The organism is Leclercia sp. UBA7405, from assembly GCF_037152215.1.
GTDB classification, from domain to species: Bacteria; Pseudomonadota; Gammaproteobacteria; order Enterobacterales; family Enterobacteriaceae; genus Enterobacter; species Enterobacter pneumoniae.
Window position 1 is genome coordinate 73,654 of sequence record NZ_JBBCMR010000003.1, and the last position, 14,475, is coordinate 88,128.

General features: G+C 54.7%; 13 protein-coding genes and 3 tRNA genes. 9 read left to right on the plus strand and 7 right to left on the minus strand.

The window, feature by feature from the left end; translation table 11 throughout:
- Positions 1–532: 532 nt before the first annotated feature.
- From WFN75_RS15610 to xni, 3 genes are all read left to right on the plus strand, one after another.
- Entirely contained in the window at positions 533–1,822 is a 1,290-nt protein-coding gene (locus WFN75_RS15610; RefSeq protein ID WP_046887072.1) for an HAAAP family serine/threonine permease, read from the plus strand.
- Between the two features lie 65 nt (positions 1,823–1,887).
- Positions 1,888–3,255, plus strand: a complete 1,368-nt coding sequence (locus WFN75_RS15615) for an L-serine ammonia-lyase (protein ID WP_336996458.1) — start codon at positions 1,888–1,890, stop codon at positions 3,253–3,255.
- Between the two features lie 108 nt (positions 3,256–3,363).
- Positions 3,364–4,119: a flap endonuclease Xni gene (xni, locus tag WFN75_RS15620; RefSeq protein ID WP_207292331.1), complete on the plus strand. Its 756-nt coding sequence runs from the start codon at positions 3,364–3,366 to the stop codon at positions 4,117–4,119.
- 93 nt (positions 4,120–4,212) lie between these two features.
- Here xni and rlmM read toward each other — a convergent pair whose 3' ends face one another.
- From rlmM to WFN75_RS15640, 4 genes are all read right to left on the minus strand, one after another.
- Positions 4,213–5,313 (minus strand): 23S rRNA (cytidine(2498)-2'-O)-methyltransferase RlmM, encoded by a 1,101-nt coding sequence (gene rlmM / locus WFN75_RS15625; protein ID WP_040074225.1) that lies wholly within the window; start codon positions 5,311–5,313, stop codon positions 4,213–4,215.
- The gene (locus WFN75_RS15630) at positions 5,306–5,701 is read right to left on the minus strand and encodes a DUF423 domain-containing protein (RefSeq protein WP_040074224.1); all 396 of its coding nucleotides are present in this window, start codon (positions 5,699–5,701) and stop codon (positions 5,306–5,308) included. Before WFN75_RS15630 ends, rlmM begins: the two co-directional genes overlap by 8 nt.
- Before the next feature lie 41 nt (positions 5,702–5,742).
- Positions 5,743–6,660, minus strand: coding sequence for a glycine cleavage system transcriptional regulator GcvA (gene gcvA / locus WFN75_RS15635; RefSeq protein ID WP_040074222.1), 918 nt, complete (start codon positions 6,658–6,660; stop codon positions 5,743–5,745).
- Positions 6,661–7,008: 348 nt separating this feature from the next.
- Entirely contained in the window at positions 7,009–7,236 is a 228-nt protein-coding gene (locus tag WFN75_RS15640; RefSeq protein WP_040074221.1) for a YgdI/YgdR family lipoprotein, read from the minus strand.
- A gap of 192 nt (positions 7,237–7,428) precedes the next feature.
- On the opposite strand from WFN75_RS15640, the gene csdA reads away from it, so the two are divergent.
- Together csdA and csdE are read left to right on the plus strand one after the other, a co-directional pair.
- Positions 7,429–8,634 carry a cysteine desulfurase CsdA gene (gene csdA, locus WFN75_RS15645; RefSeq protein ID WP_233800722.1) on the plus strand — a complete coding sequence of 402 codons (1,206 nt, stop codon included), beginning with the start codon at positions 7,429–7,431 and terminating at the stop codon, positions 8,632–8,634.
- Positions 8,634–9,074 carry a cysteine desulfurase sulfur acceptor subunit CsdE gene (csdE, locus tag WFN75_RS15650; RefSeq protein ID WP_233800720.1) on the plus strand — a complete coding sequence of 147 codons (441 nt, stop codon included), beginning with the start codon at positions 8,634–8,636 and terminating at the stop codon, positions 9,072–9,074. The genes csdA and csdE overlap by 1 nt, the downstream gene beginning before the upstream one ends.
- Here the strand turns inward: csdE and tcdA are convergent.
- Together tcdA and mltA are read right to left on the minus strand one after the other, a co-directional pair.
- Entirely contained in the window at positions 9,065–9,871 is an 807-nt protein-coding gene (gene tcdA / locus WFN75_RS15655; protein WP_207292334.1) for a tRNA cyclic N6-threonylcarbamoyladenosine(37) synthase TcdA, read from the minus strand. The two genes, csdE and tcdA, sit on opposite strands and share 10 nt — an antisense overlap.
- A gap of 87 nt (positions 9,872–9,958) precedes the next feature.
- Positions 9,959–11,059, minus strand: a complete 1,101-nt coding sequence (gene mltA, locus WFN75_RS15660) for a murein transglycosylase A (protein ID WP_040074215.1) — start codon at positions 11,057–11,059, stop codon at positions 9,959–9,961.
- A gap of 208 nt (positions 11,060–11,267) precedes the next feature.
- On the opposite strand from mltA, the gene WFN75_RS15665 reads away from it, so the two are divergent.
- From WFN75_RS15665 to WFN75_RS15675, 3 genes are all read left to right on the plus strand, one after another.
- Positions 11,268–11,344, plus strand: a tRNA-Met gene (locus tag WFN75_RS15665).
- Between the two features lie 34 nt (positions 11,345–11,378).
- Positions 11,379–11,455 (plus strand) — tRNA-Met (locus WFN75_RS15670).
- A 35-nt stretch (positions 11,456–11,490) separates the two neighbouring features.
- Positions 11,491–11,567 (plus strand) — tRNA-Met (locus WFN75_RS15675).
- A gap of 88 nt (positions 11,568–11,655) precedes the next feature.
- Here WFN75_RS15675 and amiC read toward each other — a convergent pair.
- Positions 11,656–12,909 carry an N-acetylmuramoyl-L-alanine amidase AmiC gene (amiC, locus tag WFN75_RS15680; protein ID WP_040074214.1) on the minus strand — a complete coding sequence of 418 codons (1,254 nt, stop codon included), beginning with the start codon at positions 12,907–12,909 and terminating at the stop codon, positions 11,656–11,658.
- 228 nt (positions 12,910–13,137) lie between these two features.
- On the opposite strand from amiC, the gene argA reads away from it, so the two are divergent.
- Positions 13,138–14,469, plus strand: coding sequence for an amino-acid N-acetyltransferase (argA, locus tag WFN75_RS15685; protein WP_040074213.1), 1,332 nt, complete (start codon positions 13,138–13,140; stop codon positions 14,467–14,469).
- The last annotated feature ends 6 nt before the right edge of the window (positions 14,470–14,475 follow it).

Consider the following 14,475-nt stretch of genomic DNA (forward strand, 5'->3'; position numbering starts at 1 on the left):
TGCCCGGTTAACATGCCGGGCAATTTTCCTCCCCTGCGCCCCTCATCATCTTGTTCATAGTCATCAGGCATATAGACACACCCCTATCATTCCTCAATCTTATAGTTTTTCGCATTCTGCTACGTGCGCAAACGTTTACCTGGAATGTGTAACCGGAAAATATCACCACTAATCAAGGTTATTTGCTGGAATATCCTGAAAATCACCATCTTTACAGCGTAAGCCACCTATCTCTCTGGTAACGCTTTCAGCCTGTATGTCGTTAATGGTAGCCTTCGCGCCCGTAAATTCGCTTTGAAGTTTTTTTAGCAGATAAATGGTCTAAAGATATGCATCTCAAAAGTGGATTATTGCAATTGGGATCAAGATCACTGAAGGATTCATAACGAAAATGTATCTTTCCGCCCGCCAATAGTTACGGGCAAAAATTATATAAAAACCGTCACTAAACGAATTTCATATTACCGTTGGGCACTTTTTTATCGGATTCGACTAAAAAAACCTGACAATTCGCTTCCTCCAGGAGATACAGATGGAAACTACTCAAACCAGCACCGTTGCTTCGATTGATTCCCGAAGCGGCTGGCGCAAAACGGATACCATGTGGATGCTTGGCCTGTACGGCACAGCAATCGGCGCTGGTGTACTGTTCCTTCCAATCAACGCAGGCGTAGGCGGTCTGATCCCGCTGATCATCATGGCGATCATCGCTTTCCCGATGACCTACTTTGCCCACCGCGGTCTGACCCGTTTCGTCCTGTCCGGTAAAAACCCGGGTGAAGACATCACGGAAGTGGTTGAAGAACACTTCGGCGTTGGCGCAGGTAAACTGATTACCCTGCTCTACTTCTTCGCGATTTACCCGATTCTGTTGGTGTACAGCGTGGCAATCACCAACACGGTTGAAAGCTTTATGACGCACCAGCTGCAGATGACTCCGCCACCGCGCGCTATTCTGTCGCTGATCCTTATCGTGGGCATGATGACTATCGTTCGTTTCGGCGAGCAGATGATCGTGAAAGCGATGAGCGTGCTGGTCTTCCCGTTCGTTGCGGCGCTGATGCTGCTGGCTTGCTACCTGATCCCACAGTGGAACGGTGCAGCGCTGGAAACCCTGTCTCTGAGCAGCGCTTCCGCAACCGGCAACGGCCTGCTGTTGACCCTGTGGCTGGCAATCCCGGTGATGGTCTTCTCCTTCAACCACTCGCCGATCATCTCCTCCTTCGCAGTAGCGAAGCGTGAAGAGTACGGCGATAAAGCAGAGAAGAAATGCTCCAGCATTCTGGCACGTGCGCACATCATGATGGTGCTGACCGTTATGTTCTTCGTCTTCAGCTGCGTACTGAGCCTCTCTCCGGCGGATCTGGCGGCGGCGAAAGAGCAGAACATCTCTATTCTCTCTTACCTGGCGAACCACTTTAACGCACCGCTGATTGCCTGGATGGCGCCAATTATCGCCATTATCGCGATCACTAAATCCTTCCTGGGCCACTACCTGGGCGCACGTGAAGGCTTCAACGGTATGGTGATTAAATCTCTGCGCGGTAAAGGCAAGAGCATTGAAATCAACAAGCTGAACAAAATCACTGCGCTGTTTATGCTGCTGACCACCTGGGCAGTTGCAACCCTGAACCCAAGCATCCTGGGAATGATTGAAACCCTGGGCGGCCCGGTTATCGCGATGATTCTGTTCCTGATGCCGATGTATGCGATTCAGAAAGTGCCTGCGATGCGTAAATACAGCGGCCATATCAGCAACGTATTCGTTGTGATTATGGGCCTGATTGCCATCTCCGCTATCTTCTACTCGCTGTTCGCTTAATTCCTTTCGCGCCGTCCTCGGGCGGCGCACTCTCTCCTCTTCAGACTGAAAGCAACGGACGCATCATGATTAGCGTATTCGATATTTTCAAAATCGGCATTGGTCCCTCCAGCTCTCATACTGTTGGCCCAATGAAAGCCGGTAAACAATTCACGGACGATCTGATTTCACACGGCATTCTCCATGACACCACCCGCGTAGTCGTGGATGTCTACGGCTCCCTCTCCTTAACCGGAAAAGGTCACCATACGGATATCGCCATTATCATGGGTCTGGCGGGTAACCTGCCGGATACCGTCGATATTGATGCGATCCCGAGCTTTATCCAGGACGTGAATACCCACGGTCGTCTGCTGCTGGCGAACGGCGAGCATGAGGTTGAGTTCCCGGTTGACCACTGCATGAATTTCCATGCGGATAACCTGTCGCTGCATGAAAATGGCATGCGTATTACCGCGTTAGCTGGCGATAAAGTCCTGCACAGCAAAACCTATTACTCTATCGGCGGCGGTTTCATCGTCGACGAAGAACACTTCGGGCAAAGCAGCAACGACACCGTGGCGGTGCCTTACCCGTACAAATCGGCAGCCGATCTACAACGCCATTGTCAGGAGAGCGGTCTGTCGCTCTCTGGCCTGATGATGAAAAACGAGCTGGCGCTGCACAGCAAAGAAGAGCTGGAACAGCACTTTGCAAACGTCTGGGCAGTGATGCGTGGCGGGATCGAGCGCGGGATTACGACCGAAGGCGTATTACCGGGTAAGCTGCGCGTTCCACGTCGTGCCGCCGCGCTGCGCCGCATGCTGGTCAGCGCCGATAAGACCACCACAGACCCGATGGCGGTCGTGGACTGGATCAATATGTTTGCGCTGGCCGTGAACGAAGAGAACGCCGCTGGTGGACGTGTGGTAACGGCACCGACCAATGGCGCGTGCGGGATCGTGCCGGCAGTACTGGCTTACTACGACAAATTCATCCGCGAAGTGAACGCTAACTCACTGGCACGCTATATGCTGGTCACCAGCGCGATTGGTTCGCTCTATAAGATGAATGCGTCTATCTCCGGCGCCGAAGTGGGCTGTCAGGGTGAGGTTGGCGTGGCCTGCTCGATGGCTGCTGCCGGTCTGGCTGAGTTGCTCGGCGGTAGCCCGGCGCAAGTCTGTATTGCGGCGGAAATCGGTATGGAACACAACCTTGGCCTTACCTGCGACCCGGTTGCCGGACAGGTACAAGTCCCCTGCATTGAGCGTAACGCGATTGCCTCGGTAAAAGCGGTTAACGCTGCGCGTATGGCCCTGCGCCGCACCAGCGAGCCGCGCGTCTGCCTCGATAAGGTTATCGAAACCATGTTCGAGACCGGTAAAGACATGAACGCCAAATACCGCGAAACCTCCCGCGGCGGCCTGGCGATGAAAATCGTTGCCTGCGACTAACCTTTAGCGCCTCGTTTTTGCGAGGCGCTTTCCCGTTTCACCCACCACGCGTAGTTTCATCCTGCCGACAGTGATACCCTTTATTCACAAGATGGAAGGAGATTATCTGTGGCTGTTCATTTGCTTATTGTCGACGCGCTTAACCTGATTCGCCGTATCCATGCGGTACAGGGTACGCCCTGTAAGGATACCTGCGTCCACGCGCTGGAGCAGTTAATCCGCCACAGCGAGCCCACGCATGTGGTGGCGGTGTTTGACGACGAAGCGCGCAATACCGGCTGGCGACATCAGCGTTTGCCCGACTACAAAGCCGGACGCGCTCCTATGCCCGACGACCTGCACAGCGAAATGCCAGCCCTGCGTACGGCATTTGAACAGCATGGCGTTCCCTGCTGGGGGGCCCAGGGCAACGAAGCCGACGATCTCGCTGCTACGCTGGCAGTCAAAGTAGCCAGCGCCGGACACCAGGCCACTATCGTCTCTACCGACAAAGGCTACTGCCAGTTGCTCTCCCCCACCATCCGCATTCGTGATTACTTTCAGAAACGCTGGCTGGATGCCCCCTTTATCGCCAGTGAATTTGGCGTGACCCCTGAGCAACTCCCCGACTACTGGGGGCTGGCAGGCATTAGCAGTTCAAAGGTGCCCGGCGTGGCCGGTATCGGGCCGAAAAGCGCAGCCCAGCTCTTGAACGACTTTCACTCTCTGGAAGGTATCTATGACCGGCTGGATGAGGTGCCTGAAAAGTGGCGTAAGAAACTGGTGGAGCATAAAGAGATGGCGTTTATCTGTCGGGACGTGGCGAGATTACAGACGGATTTACAGCTCGACGGGAATTTACAGCAGTTGCGGTTAACGCGGTAATTCCCTTCAACCTAGCCCTCTCCCGGGGGAGAGGGGATCAGACCGCGCAGACTTTTCCCCCTCGCCCCTTGGGGATGAGGGGATTTCAGTGCACTATCGCTCGTCGCGGCGTCCACCGACCGCAGCCCACCAGCGACGAACATGTACCGTCACCTCTTCGCGATCGTGATACAACTGACGCGCCTGGATCACCACGTTAATACCGTTAGCATCCATCTGCTCCTGAATATAAGCCAGGTTCTGCGACACCTCTTCGTAGCGCTTCTTCATTGGCAGCTTGAGGTTGAAAATGGTTTCACGACACCAGCCATTTACCAGCCAGGAAGCCATCAGCGCAGCCACTTTCGCCGGTTTTTCCACCATATCGCATACCATCCAGGTGATGTTATTGCGGGTCGGGCGATAGCGGAAGCCATCCTCACGCAGCCAGGTCACCTGCCCGGTATCCATCAGGCTCTGCGCCATCGGGCCGTTATCAACGGAGGCAACCCACATGTTGCGCTTCACCAGCTGATAGGTCCAGCCACCAGGGCAAGCCCCCAGATCCACCGCGTGCATGCCATTAGCCAGGCGTTCGTCCCACTCATCAGCCGGAATAAAGACATGAAACGCCTCTTCCAGCTTCAGCGTGGAGCGGCTCGGCGCGTCAGACGGGAACTTCAGGCGCGGGATCCCCATATAGAACGGTGAGTTATTGGTGGTCAGCGAGTAGCCTGCGTAGCAGCAGCCCGGGGCAATGAAAAAGATATGCACAACAGGACGTTTTGGCGTCTCGTAGTTGGTCAGTACGCCTGCTTCACGCAGAGCTGCACGCAGCGGTACGGTGAATTTGCGGCAGAACTTCATCAACTCTTTGCTTTCGTTGGTATCAGCGACTTCAACGCGCAGATCGCCCCCCTTCTCAACGACACCCTGCAGCATACCGACGATAGGCGTAATACGATCTTCAGGCGGGAGATCTTTGAGCAGCTCGCCTGCCACAAACATCTGGCGGGCAAAAATCAGGGAGCTAAACGGCAGCTCGCGCACCAGTTTTTCCGCGTCATCCGGCTGATAGCACTCGAATACCACATAACCCGAGTCCTCTTTGACGCGGGCAAAACCAAATACCTCGCGCTTAGCGGCTTTATCGGTGATTTCCGCAGCGCACTCTTTCTCAAAGCCCGGGCGACAATATAAAACAACTTTATTCATGAACAACGCCCTTGCGTTTCAGACGGATAGAACCAATCAACATTAAAAACCACCCCACCAGGAAGCAGACGCCGCCGACAGGGGTAACAAACGCCCAGAGGCGTAAATGTGACAGCGCCAGGCAGTAAAGGCTGCCGCTGAACAATACGGTACCGAGCGCGAGGAAAACGCTGCTCCAGTAGAACCAGATGCTAATGCGGCGCTGCATGGCAACCGCTAAACCAAATATCGCCAGGGTATGAAACGCCTGATACTCAAGGCCGGTCTGGAGCCAGCCCATCTCGACAGCACCCAACGATTTACTTAATACATGCGCACCGAAGGCGCCCAGCGCAACGAAAATAAAGCCACTTATTGCGGCGAAAATTAGCATGAAACGGCTGGTCATGTTCCTGTCCCAAAGTCATGCGTGCAGGCACGCGAAATCATTTATTGCTCATAACGAAAGCGGAATTTCTCTTGCTCACTGGCCGCTTTCGCCAGTATCCATTGCCGGAAGGCGGCTATTTTACCCAGTTCTGCCTGACTGTCATGACAAACCAGATAAAACGCATTTTTACTGACCAGAACATCATTAAATGGACAGACCAGGCGGCCTGCCTCAATTTCGGACTGCGCCATCACGTTGTTCGCCAACGCCACGCCCTGCCCGTGAATAGCAGCCTGTAACACCATCGCGCTGTGGCTGAAGATGGGCCCCTGCTGCACATTGATATGGTTCAGACCCAACTGACGGGTATAAGTTTGCCAGTCGCGGCGAGAAGCATCATGCAAAAGGGTATGTTTCGCCAGGTCGGCAGGTGTTTTCAGCGCCTTTTCACCCGTTAATAATAGCGGTGAGCAGACCGGCAGCAGATATTCTGCGTATAATTTTTCGACACGCAAGCCCGGCCAGTTACCGCGACCATAAAAAATCGCCACGTCGACATCATCCGCGAGCTTATCTTCCTGACGGTCTACCGCCTGGATTCTAACGTCGATTCCCGGATAAGCTGAGTTAAAGCTTGTGAGCCTCGGCACCAGCCACTGGATGGCAAAACTGGGCAATAAACTGACCGTCAGGGCTCCTTTTGCACTGCGCGCTTGCAGTTTGCGGGTCGCCTCCGTCAGCTGTGAAAAAATCTCTTTGATATCCTGAAAATAGCTCTGTCCCTCTTCCGTTAATAAGAGAGAACGGTTGCGTCGACGGAACAGCTTAAGCCCCAGAAAGTCCTCAAGAGACTTGATTTGATGACTTACTGCGGCCTGCGTCACAAATAGCTCATCTGCCGCGCGAGTGAAACTCAAATGGCGGGCAGCAGCATCAAAAACACGTAATGCGTTCAGTGGTGGTAATCGCTTTGACATGGCTTTATGGCTTAGATGTTAAAGGCTTTTAACAAACAGGAAACAATAGTTAACCTATTAGTTTTTTTTATCTGAGCCATTATAATTTGTCCGTTGAGGAACTACCAGCAAATACCTATAGTGGCGGCACTTCCTGAGCCGGAACGAAGAGCTTTTTCGGAATGCGTGTTCTGAGGGGCTTTTGGCTTACGGTTGTGATGTTGTGTTGTTGTGTTTGCAATTGGTCTGCGATTCAGACCACGGTAGCAACGCTACCAATTTTTCACTTCCTGTACATTTACCCTGTCTGTCCATAGTGATTAATGTAGCACCGCCTAATTGCGGTGCTTTTTTTTGTCTGCTATTCCCTTACTTGTTCAGCTCTACCATCTCTTTTACATCAGAGCGGTTGATCTGCTGCTTATTCCCGTTGGCATCCTTATAGGAAATCATACCGGTATCGTTATCGGTCTGCGGCTTCCCTTCAGACACGATGGAACGACCATCGTTGGTATGCATCACATAGTTATTACCAGAACAGGCGCTCAGGGCAAAAGTAAACATACAGGCAGAGATGATCGCGGCAGTCTTTTTCATAATTCTTCTCCTTCAGCAATTAATGCTATTCATAGCTCGTTTTATGACAGGCTCAGACACTCACCTAACACTATTCAGCATAACGTGCTTCACGCAGGATGCCAGGATAAACAGACAATTCCGATAGAGATCAACCTCCTTGCTCTGCCGGGAATTTTGCGCGACGATCTAGCGATGACCATGAGGAGTCCCATGAACGCTTTCAGTCCTGCCCACTTTCGCGCCCAGTTTCCGGCGCTGGCTGATGCCGGCGTCTACCTTGATAGCGCCGCTACCGCCCTTAAGCCCACGGCGGTTATCGAAGCCACAAACCAGTTTTACAGCCTGAGCGCGGGCAATGTGCATCGTAGCCAGTTTGCCGAAGCCCAGCGCCTGACCGCGCGCTATGAAGCGGCTCGCGAACAGGTGGCGCGCCTGATCCATGCCGAAAGCGGCAAAAACATTGTCTGGACCCGCGGCACCACCGAAGCGATAAATATGGTGGCCCAGAGCTTTGCTCGCCCGCGTCTGCAGCCGGGTGACGAGATCATTGTCAGTGAAGCTGAGCATCACGCCAATCTTGTCCCGTGGTTGATAGTGGCAGAGCAGACCGGCGCCAAAGTCGTGAAATTGCCGCTGGGTGCCGACCTGCTGCCCGATATTTCGTGTCTGGAGGCGTTGATTACCCCACAAAGCCGGATCCTCGCTCTCGGGCAGATGTCGAACGTCACGGGGGGCTGCCCCGATCTCGCCCAGGCGATAACCCTGGCTCACGCCCATAATATGGTGGTAATGGTGGACGGCGCTCAGGGAGTGGTGCACTTCCCGGCGGATGTACAGGCGCTGGATATTGATTTCTACGCTTTCTCAGGCCACAAGCTGTATGGTCCTACCGGCATCGGCGTCCTTTACGGAAAGGCTGAATTACTGGAGCAGATGTCGCCCTGGCTGGGCGGTGGAAAAATGATTACTGAAGTCAGTTTTGACGGATTCAAAACACAGCCGGTCCCTTATCGCCTGGAGGCCGGTACGCCGAACGTCGCGGGGGTGATAGGCCTGAGCGCCGCCCTGGAGTGGCTTGCAGACATTGACGTGGCGCAGGCCGAAAGCTGGAGCCGTGGGCTGGCGACGCTGGCTGAAGAGGCATTGAAAACGCGTCCGGGCTTCCGTTCGTTCCGTGTTCAGGACTCCAGCCTGCTGGCCTTTGATTTTGCAGGCGTTCATCATAGCGATATGGTTACGTTGCTTGCCCAGTCAGGTATCGCCCTGCGTGCCGGGCAGCACTGCGCCCAGCCGCTGCTGGCAGCACTGGGCGTAAGCGGCACCCTGCGCGCGTCCTTCGCCCCTTACAATACCCAAAGCGATGTCGAGGCGCTGGTCGCCGCCGTGGATCGCGCACTTGCACTACTGGTGGATTAATGACAAGCCCTACCCTGGCCGGACACCCGTTCGGCACCGTCATCACTGAAGAGACGTTAAAAGAGACCTTCGCTCCACTTAATCAGTGGGAAGATAAATATCGCCAGCTCATCCTGCTTGGCAAACAGCTGCCAGCGCTTTCCGATGAACTCAAAGCGCAGGCCAGAGAGATCCCCGGTTGTGAAAACCGCGTCTGGCTGGGTGTCACCCGGGTAGGTGATAAGCTGCATTTTATGGGCGACAGTGAAGGGCGTATTGTGCGGGGACTGCTGGCCGTGCTGCTCACGGCTATCGAAGGTAAAAGCGCAGCGCAGCTGCTGGCACGCGACCCGCTCACGCTGTTCGATGAGCTGGGGTTACGCGCTCAGCTCAGCGCATCCCGCAGCCAGGGGCTGAATGCGCTGAGTGAAGCGGTGCTGGAGGCAGCGCGTCAGGCCTGACGGTTCGCCTTCGCCATCATCTTCTTCAGGGCGTGAGAGACCGCCACAAAGCCAAAGGAGGCGGTCACCATGGTGGCCGCACCAAAGCCGGAGGCACAATCCATCCGTTTTGGCCCTTCCGCCGTGCTCTTCATTGCGCAGACGGTGCCATCGGCCTGCGGATAAACCAACGCTTCCGTCGAGAAGACGCAGTCCACCCCCAGTTTACCTTTGCTGTTTTTGACCACGTTGAAATCGCTTTTCAGCCGCTCGCGTAATTTTGCCGCCAGCGGATCCTGAATGGTTTTTGCCAGATCGCTCACCTGAATCTGGGTCGGATCAATTTGCCCGCCAGCTCCCCCCGTGGTAACCAGGGGCACCTTATACCGACGGCAGTAAGCAATCAGCGCCGCTTTCGGGCGCACGCTATCAATAGCATCGATCACATAGCTATAACCGGCACTCATATACTGCGCCACGTTATCTGCCGTCACGAAATCATCGATCACCGTTACCCGGCACTCAGGGTTGATCTGGCGAATACGATCCGCCATGACTTCAGATTTGGCCAGGCCCACGCTGTCGCGCAGGGCATGGATCTGCCGGTTGGTATTGGTGACGCAGACATCATCCATGTCAATAAGCGTTATGGCGCCGATACCGGTTCGCGCCAGCGCTTCTGCCGCCCAGGAGCCGACACCGCCAATCCCGACTACGCAAACATGCGCCCCGGCAAAGAGTTGCAGGGCATTTTCACCGTAAAGACGCGCTGTGCCGCCAAAACGCTGGCGCCAGGCGTCGCTGATTACCACAGACATATGACCTCAGATGTAAAAAGGGGTGAGAGTTATCCCTCACCCCGGCCCCCGTCAGAGAGCAGAAAGCATGACGTTAATGTACCACATTTAGCCGCTAAAGACGCTGCCACCCGCGCCCGGCGCCGTTTTCAGCACCCAGACGCGGCCATAGTGGTTATACCAGCCCGCGCGGTGACCCGCATCCGGGCCAATCCCCTGATAGATATCGAAGTGCTGGCCCTTAATGGCGCCACCTACGTCGAGAGCGACCATCAGGCGCAGTTCGTACTGACCGGAGAACTTACCGTTATTATCCAGCGTCGGTACCTCTGCTAACAGCGTGGTGCCTGGCGGGATCACCGTACGGTCAGAGGCGACGGACGCGCGGCCAATCAGCGGCACCGCGCTTGCCCCTTTCACTGGCGCAAAGTTTTGCGGTTTAAAGAAGACGAAGGAAGGGTTCTGCTCCAGCAGTTCACGGACTTCGCTTTCGCTGTGCTTCTCGCCCCACTCACGGATAGCCTGCATCGACATATCTTCGCGTTTAACTTCACCGCGGTCGATCAGGACTTTGCCGATGCTGCGATAGGCATGGCCGTTTTTACCTGAATAGCTAAAGAAGTTAAGTGGGCTGCCATCACCGAAATCGATATAGCCACTGCCCTGCACATCCATAATGAAGTTATCCATCAGCGAGTTGCTGTAGGCGAGGATATAGTTGTCACTCAGCGCCCCCGCATAGATCTCGGCGCGGGACGGCAGGCGGCCACGCTTCGGTGGCATACGGTAGATAGGATACTGGAACTCACCCTGGCGGGTATGACGCGCTTGCACTACCGGCGTGTAGTAGCCGGTAAACTGGACGTTGCCATAGTTATCGGCCCCTTCCATCTGCCAGGCATCAATACCGTACTGACGCAGCATGCGGGTATCTCCCCCGGCGCGTAACCACTCCTGAATCGCGTTATAGACGGCATTCTGTGAGCCATACAGGCGCGGAGAGGCGGTACGGATCTGGCTTACCTGCTCAGCAAAGTCACCACCATTTATTGGCGCCCCGACGGCATCGGGCTGGTTCACTAAGGAGAAAGGCTGGGTAAATTTCCCGTCTTTATATTGCTGACCGCGATCGGTCGGTTTGGAGGAGCAGGCCGCAAGAATCGCTACCATTGCGCCCGTCATCAGATACTTCGCCCAACGTCCTTTCATTATATCTCGTCTTTTAGTTGCCCGTTTCTGCGAAATGAAGATAACAAACCGCTACAGTGATTGAAATGCGATTACATGCCCAAGGGCAAATTTTGCGCAAAAAATCGCCTTATTGTATCTAATTCGTTCAATTTACATACTATTAGGGTATTTTTACTTAAAAAGGGTTGCAACAATGAGTCAGCAGAGTATAGTGCGCATCCACGGACGCGGGGTGGAGCAGCCTGGTAGCTCGTCGGGCTCATAACCCGAAGGTCGTCGGTTCAAATCCGGCCCCCGCAACCAATTAAAATTTGATGAAGTACAAGTAGTACGGTGACGCGGGGTGGAGCAGCCTGGTAGCTCGTCGGGCTCATAACCCGAAGGTCGTCGGTTCAAATCCGGCCCCCGCAACCAATCAAAATTTAATAAAAATAGAAGCAGTACGGTGACGCGGGGTGGAGCAGCCTGGTAGCTCGTCGGGCTCATAACCCGAAGGTCGTCGGTTCAAATCCGGCCCCCGCAACCAATACTTCGAAAACATTAAACACCCATCTGGGTGTTTTTTTGTATCTGCGATTTGTGAATCGGCCGGGCGTGAACCCGGCGTGCCTCCACTACCCTCTTCTGGCCAGCGTCGCGCCATCAGAAAAGTAAGCTTTAATCCCGGCCAGAATCGACTCGGCCACTTCCTGCTGGAATTTAGCGGTCTTAAGCTTACGCTCTTCTTGCACGTTACTGATAAAAGCCGTCTCGACCAGAATCGACGGAATATCCGGTGCTTTCAGCACGGCAAAGCCGGCCTGTTCAACGCTGTTTTTATGCAGTTTGTTGATGCCGCCAAGTTTACCCAGCACCGCTTTACCAAATTTAAGGCTGTCGGTGATAGTGAGCGATTGCACCATATCAAACATCGTGTGGTCGACGTAGCGGTCGCCGCTTTTGCTCACGCCGCCAATCAAATCCGAGGCGTTCTGCGTATCGGCGAGATAGCGTGCTGCGGTACTGGTGGCCCCTTTCGTTGAGAGCGCGAAGACGGAAGACCCGCTCGGCTGGCGGCTGGTAAAGGCATCCGCATGAATCGAAACAAAGAGATCCGCACGCTGCTTCTGCGCTTTGGCCACGCGCACCTTCAGCGGGATAAAGACATCTTCGTTACGCGTCATATAGGCGCGCATATTGCCTTCCCGATCGATCAATGCCTTCAGGCGACGGGCGATCTGCAGTACCACATCTTTTTCGCGCGTATGGTATTTGCCCACCGCGCCGGAGTCTTCTCCGCCATGCCCCGGATCGAGCATGATCACTATCGGGCGATCGCGCCCGGCTTTTCCTGGCTGAGGGCCACTCTGGGCCGGAGGAACCTGCCGGTCAAGATCGCCTTTGTTGTAATCTTCCAGCAGGGCCAGCAGCGGATCCTGAATGTCTGTGGCATTGGCCGGATAAAGATCCATCACCATACGCTCCTTGAAACCCGCGACCGGCGCCAGCGCAAACAGCTGCGGCTTCACGTTTTGTTTCAGTTCAAACACCATGCGCACGGTATGCGGATCAAACTGCCCTACCCGCGCAGACTTGATGTAAGGATCATCGCCGCGGATCTGCGCGCTCATCCCCTTCAGGACGGAGTTAAGATTGACACCTTCAAGATCCACTACAACGCGCTCAGGGTTGCTCAGGGCAAACTGCTTATATTTCATCACCCGGTTCGATTCTACCGTGACGCGGGTATAGGTTGAGGATGGCCAGACGCGTACAGCCACGACCTGCGTGACAGCAGCAAGCCCAACCTGACTCACACTGAGTAACCACATGGCCCCGGCCCCTTGTAACAGACGGCGGCGGCTTAAAGCTGACTTGGATCCCGACATGCTTCTCCCGAGCAAAGAAATCGTATTTATACACAAAACGTCCAAATTGACCGAAAACTTTAACGAATGACGCATAAACTGTCATCTATTAAAGGGTAAACAATCCTTAGCTAATGCCTTGCTTATATAGCTATTTCTTCGTATCACCCAAAATTTAGGCTTGCGCTCGCGGCCACGATCGAATAAAAATACATTAATTACGAATAAAAATTCATTGAGGGTTGTGCCGTGGTGAAGGAGCGTAGAATCGAACTGGTCCAGGGATTCCGCCATTCTGTTCCCTATATCAACACCCATCGTGGGAAAACCTTTGTCGTGCTGCTCGGCGGCGAAGCCATTGAACACGAAAACTTTTCCAGTATCGTCAACGACATCGGCCTGCTGCACAGTCTGGGTATTCGCCTGGTTGTGGTGTATGGTGCCCGGCCGCAGATCGACGCCAATCTGGCCTCTCATCACCACGAACCTATCTACCATAAACACACTCGTGTTACCGATGCCAAAACGCTGGAACTGGTTAAGCAGGCAGCGGGCCTGCTGCAGCTGGATATCACCGCACGCCTCTCAATGAGCCTGAACAATACCCCTCTGCAGGGGGCACATATCAACGTGGTGAGCGGCAATTTTATTATCGCCCAGCCGCTCGGCGTGGATGACGGGGTGGATTACTGCCATAGCGGCCGTATACGGCGTATCGACGAAGAGGCGATTCATCGTCAGCTGGACGGCGGTGCCATCGTACTGACGGGGCCGGTCGCCGTCTCCGTTACCGGCGAAAGCTTCAACCTCACCTCGGAAGAGATTGCCACGCAGCTGGCTATCAAGCTGAAAGCCGAGAAGATGATTGGTTTCTGCTCATCGCAGGGCGTGACCAACGAGCTGGGGGATATTGTCTCTGAGCTGTTCCCTAACGAAGCGCAGGCCCGCGTAGAGTCTCTCGAAGCCCAGGGCGATTACCACTCTGGCACCGTGCGCTTCTTGCGGGGGGCGGTAAAAGCCTGCCGCAGCGGGGTGCGTCGCAGCCATTTGATTAGCTATCAGGAAGATGGCGCGCTGTTGCAGGAGCTCTTCTCGCGCGACGGCATTGGTACGCAGATCGTCATGGAGAGCGCCGAGCAGATACGCCGCGCCACCATCAACGACATCGGCGGAATTCTGGAGCTGATCCGCCCGCTGGAGCAGCAGGGGATTCTGGTGCGTCGTTCCCGCGAACAGCTGGAGATGGAGATCGACAAGTTCACCATTATTCAGCGCGACAACCTGACTATCGCCTGTGCGGCTCTCTATCCCTTCCCGGAAGAGAAGATCGGTGAGATGGCCTGTGTGGCCGTGCACCCGGATTACCGCAGTTCGTCACGCGGTGAAGTGTTGCTGGAGCGTGTTGCCGCCCAGGCGCGGCAAATTGGGCTGAATAAACTCTTCGTCCTCACTACCCGCAGCATTCACTGGTTCCAGGAGCGTGGCTTCACGCCGGTGGATATTGACTCTCTGCCTGAGAGCAAAAAAGAGATGTATAACTATCAGCGCCGTTCCAAAGTGCTGATGGCCGATCTCACCTGAACCCTC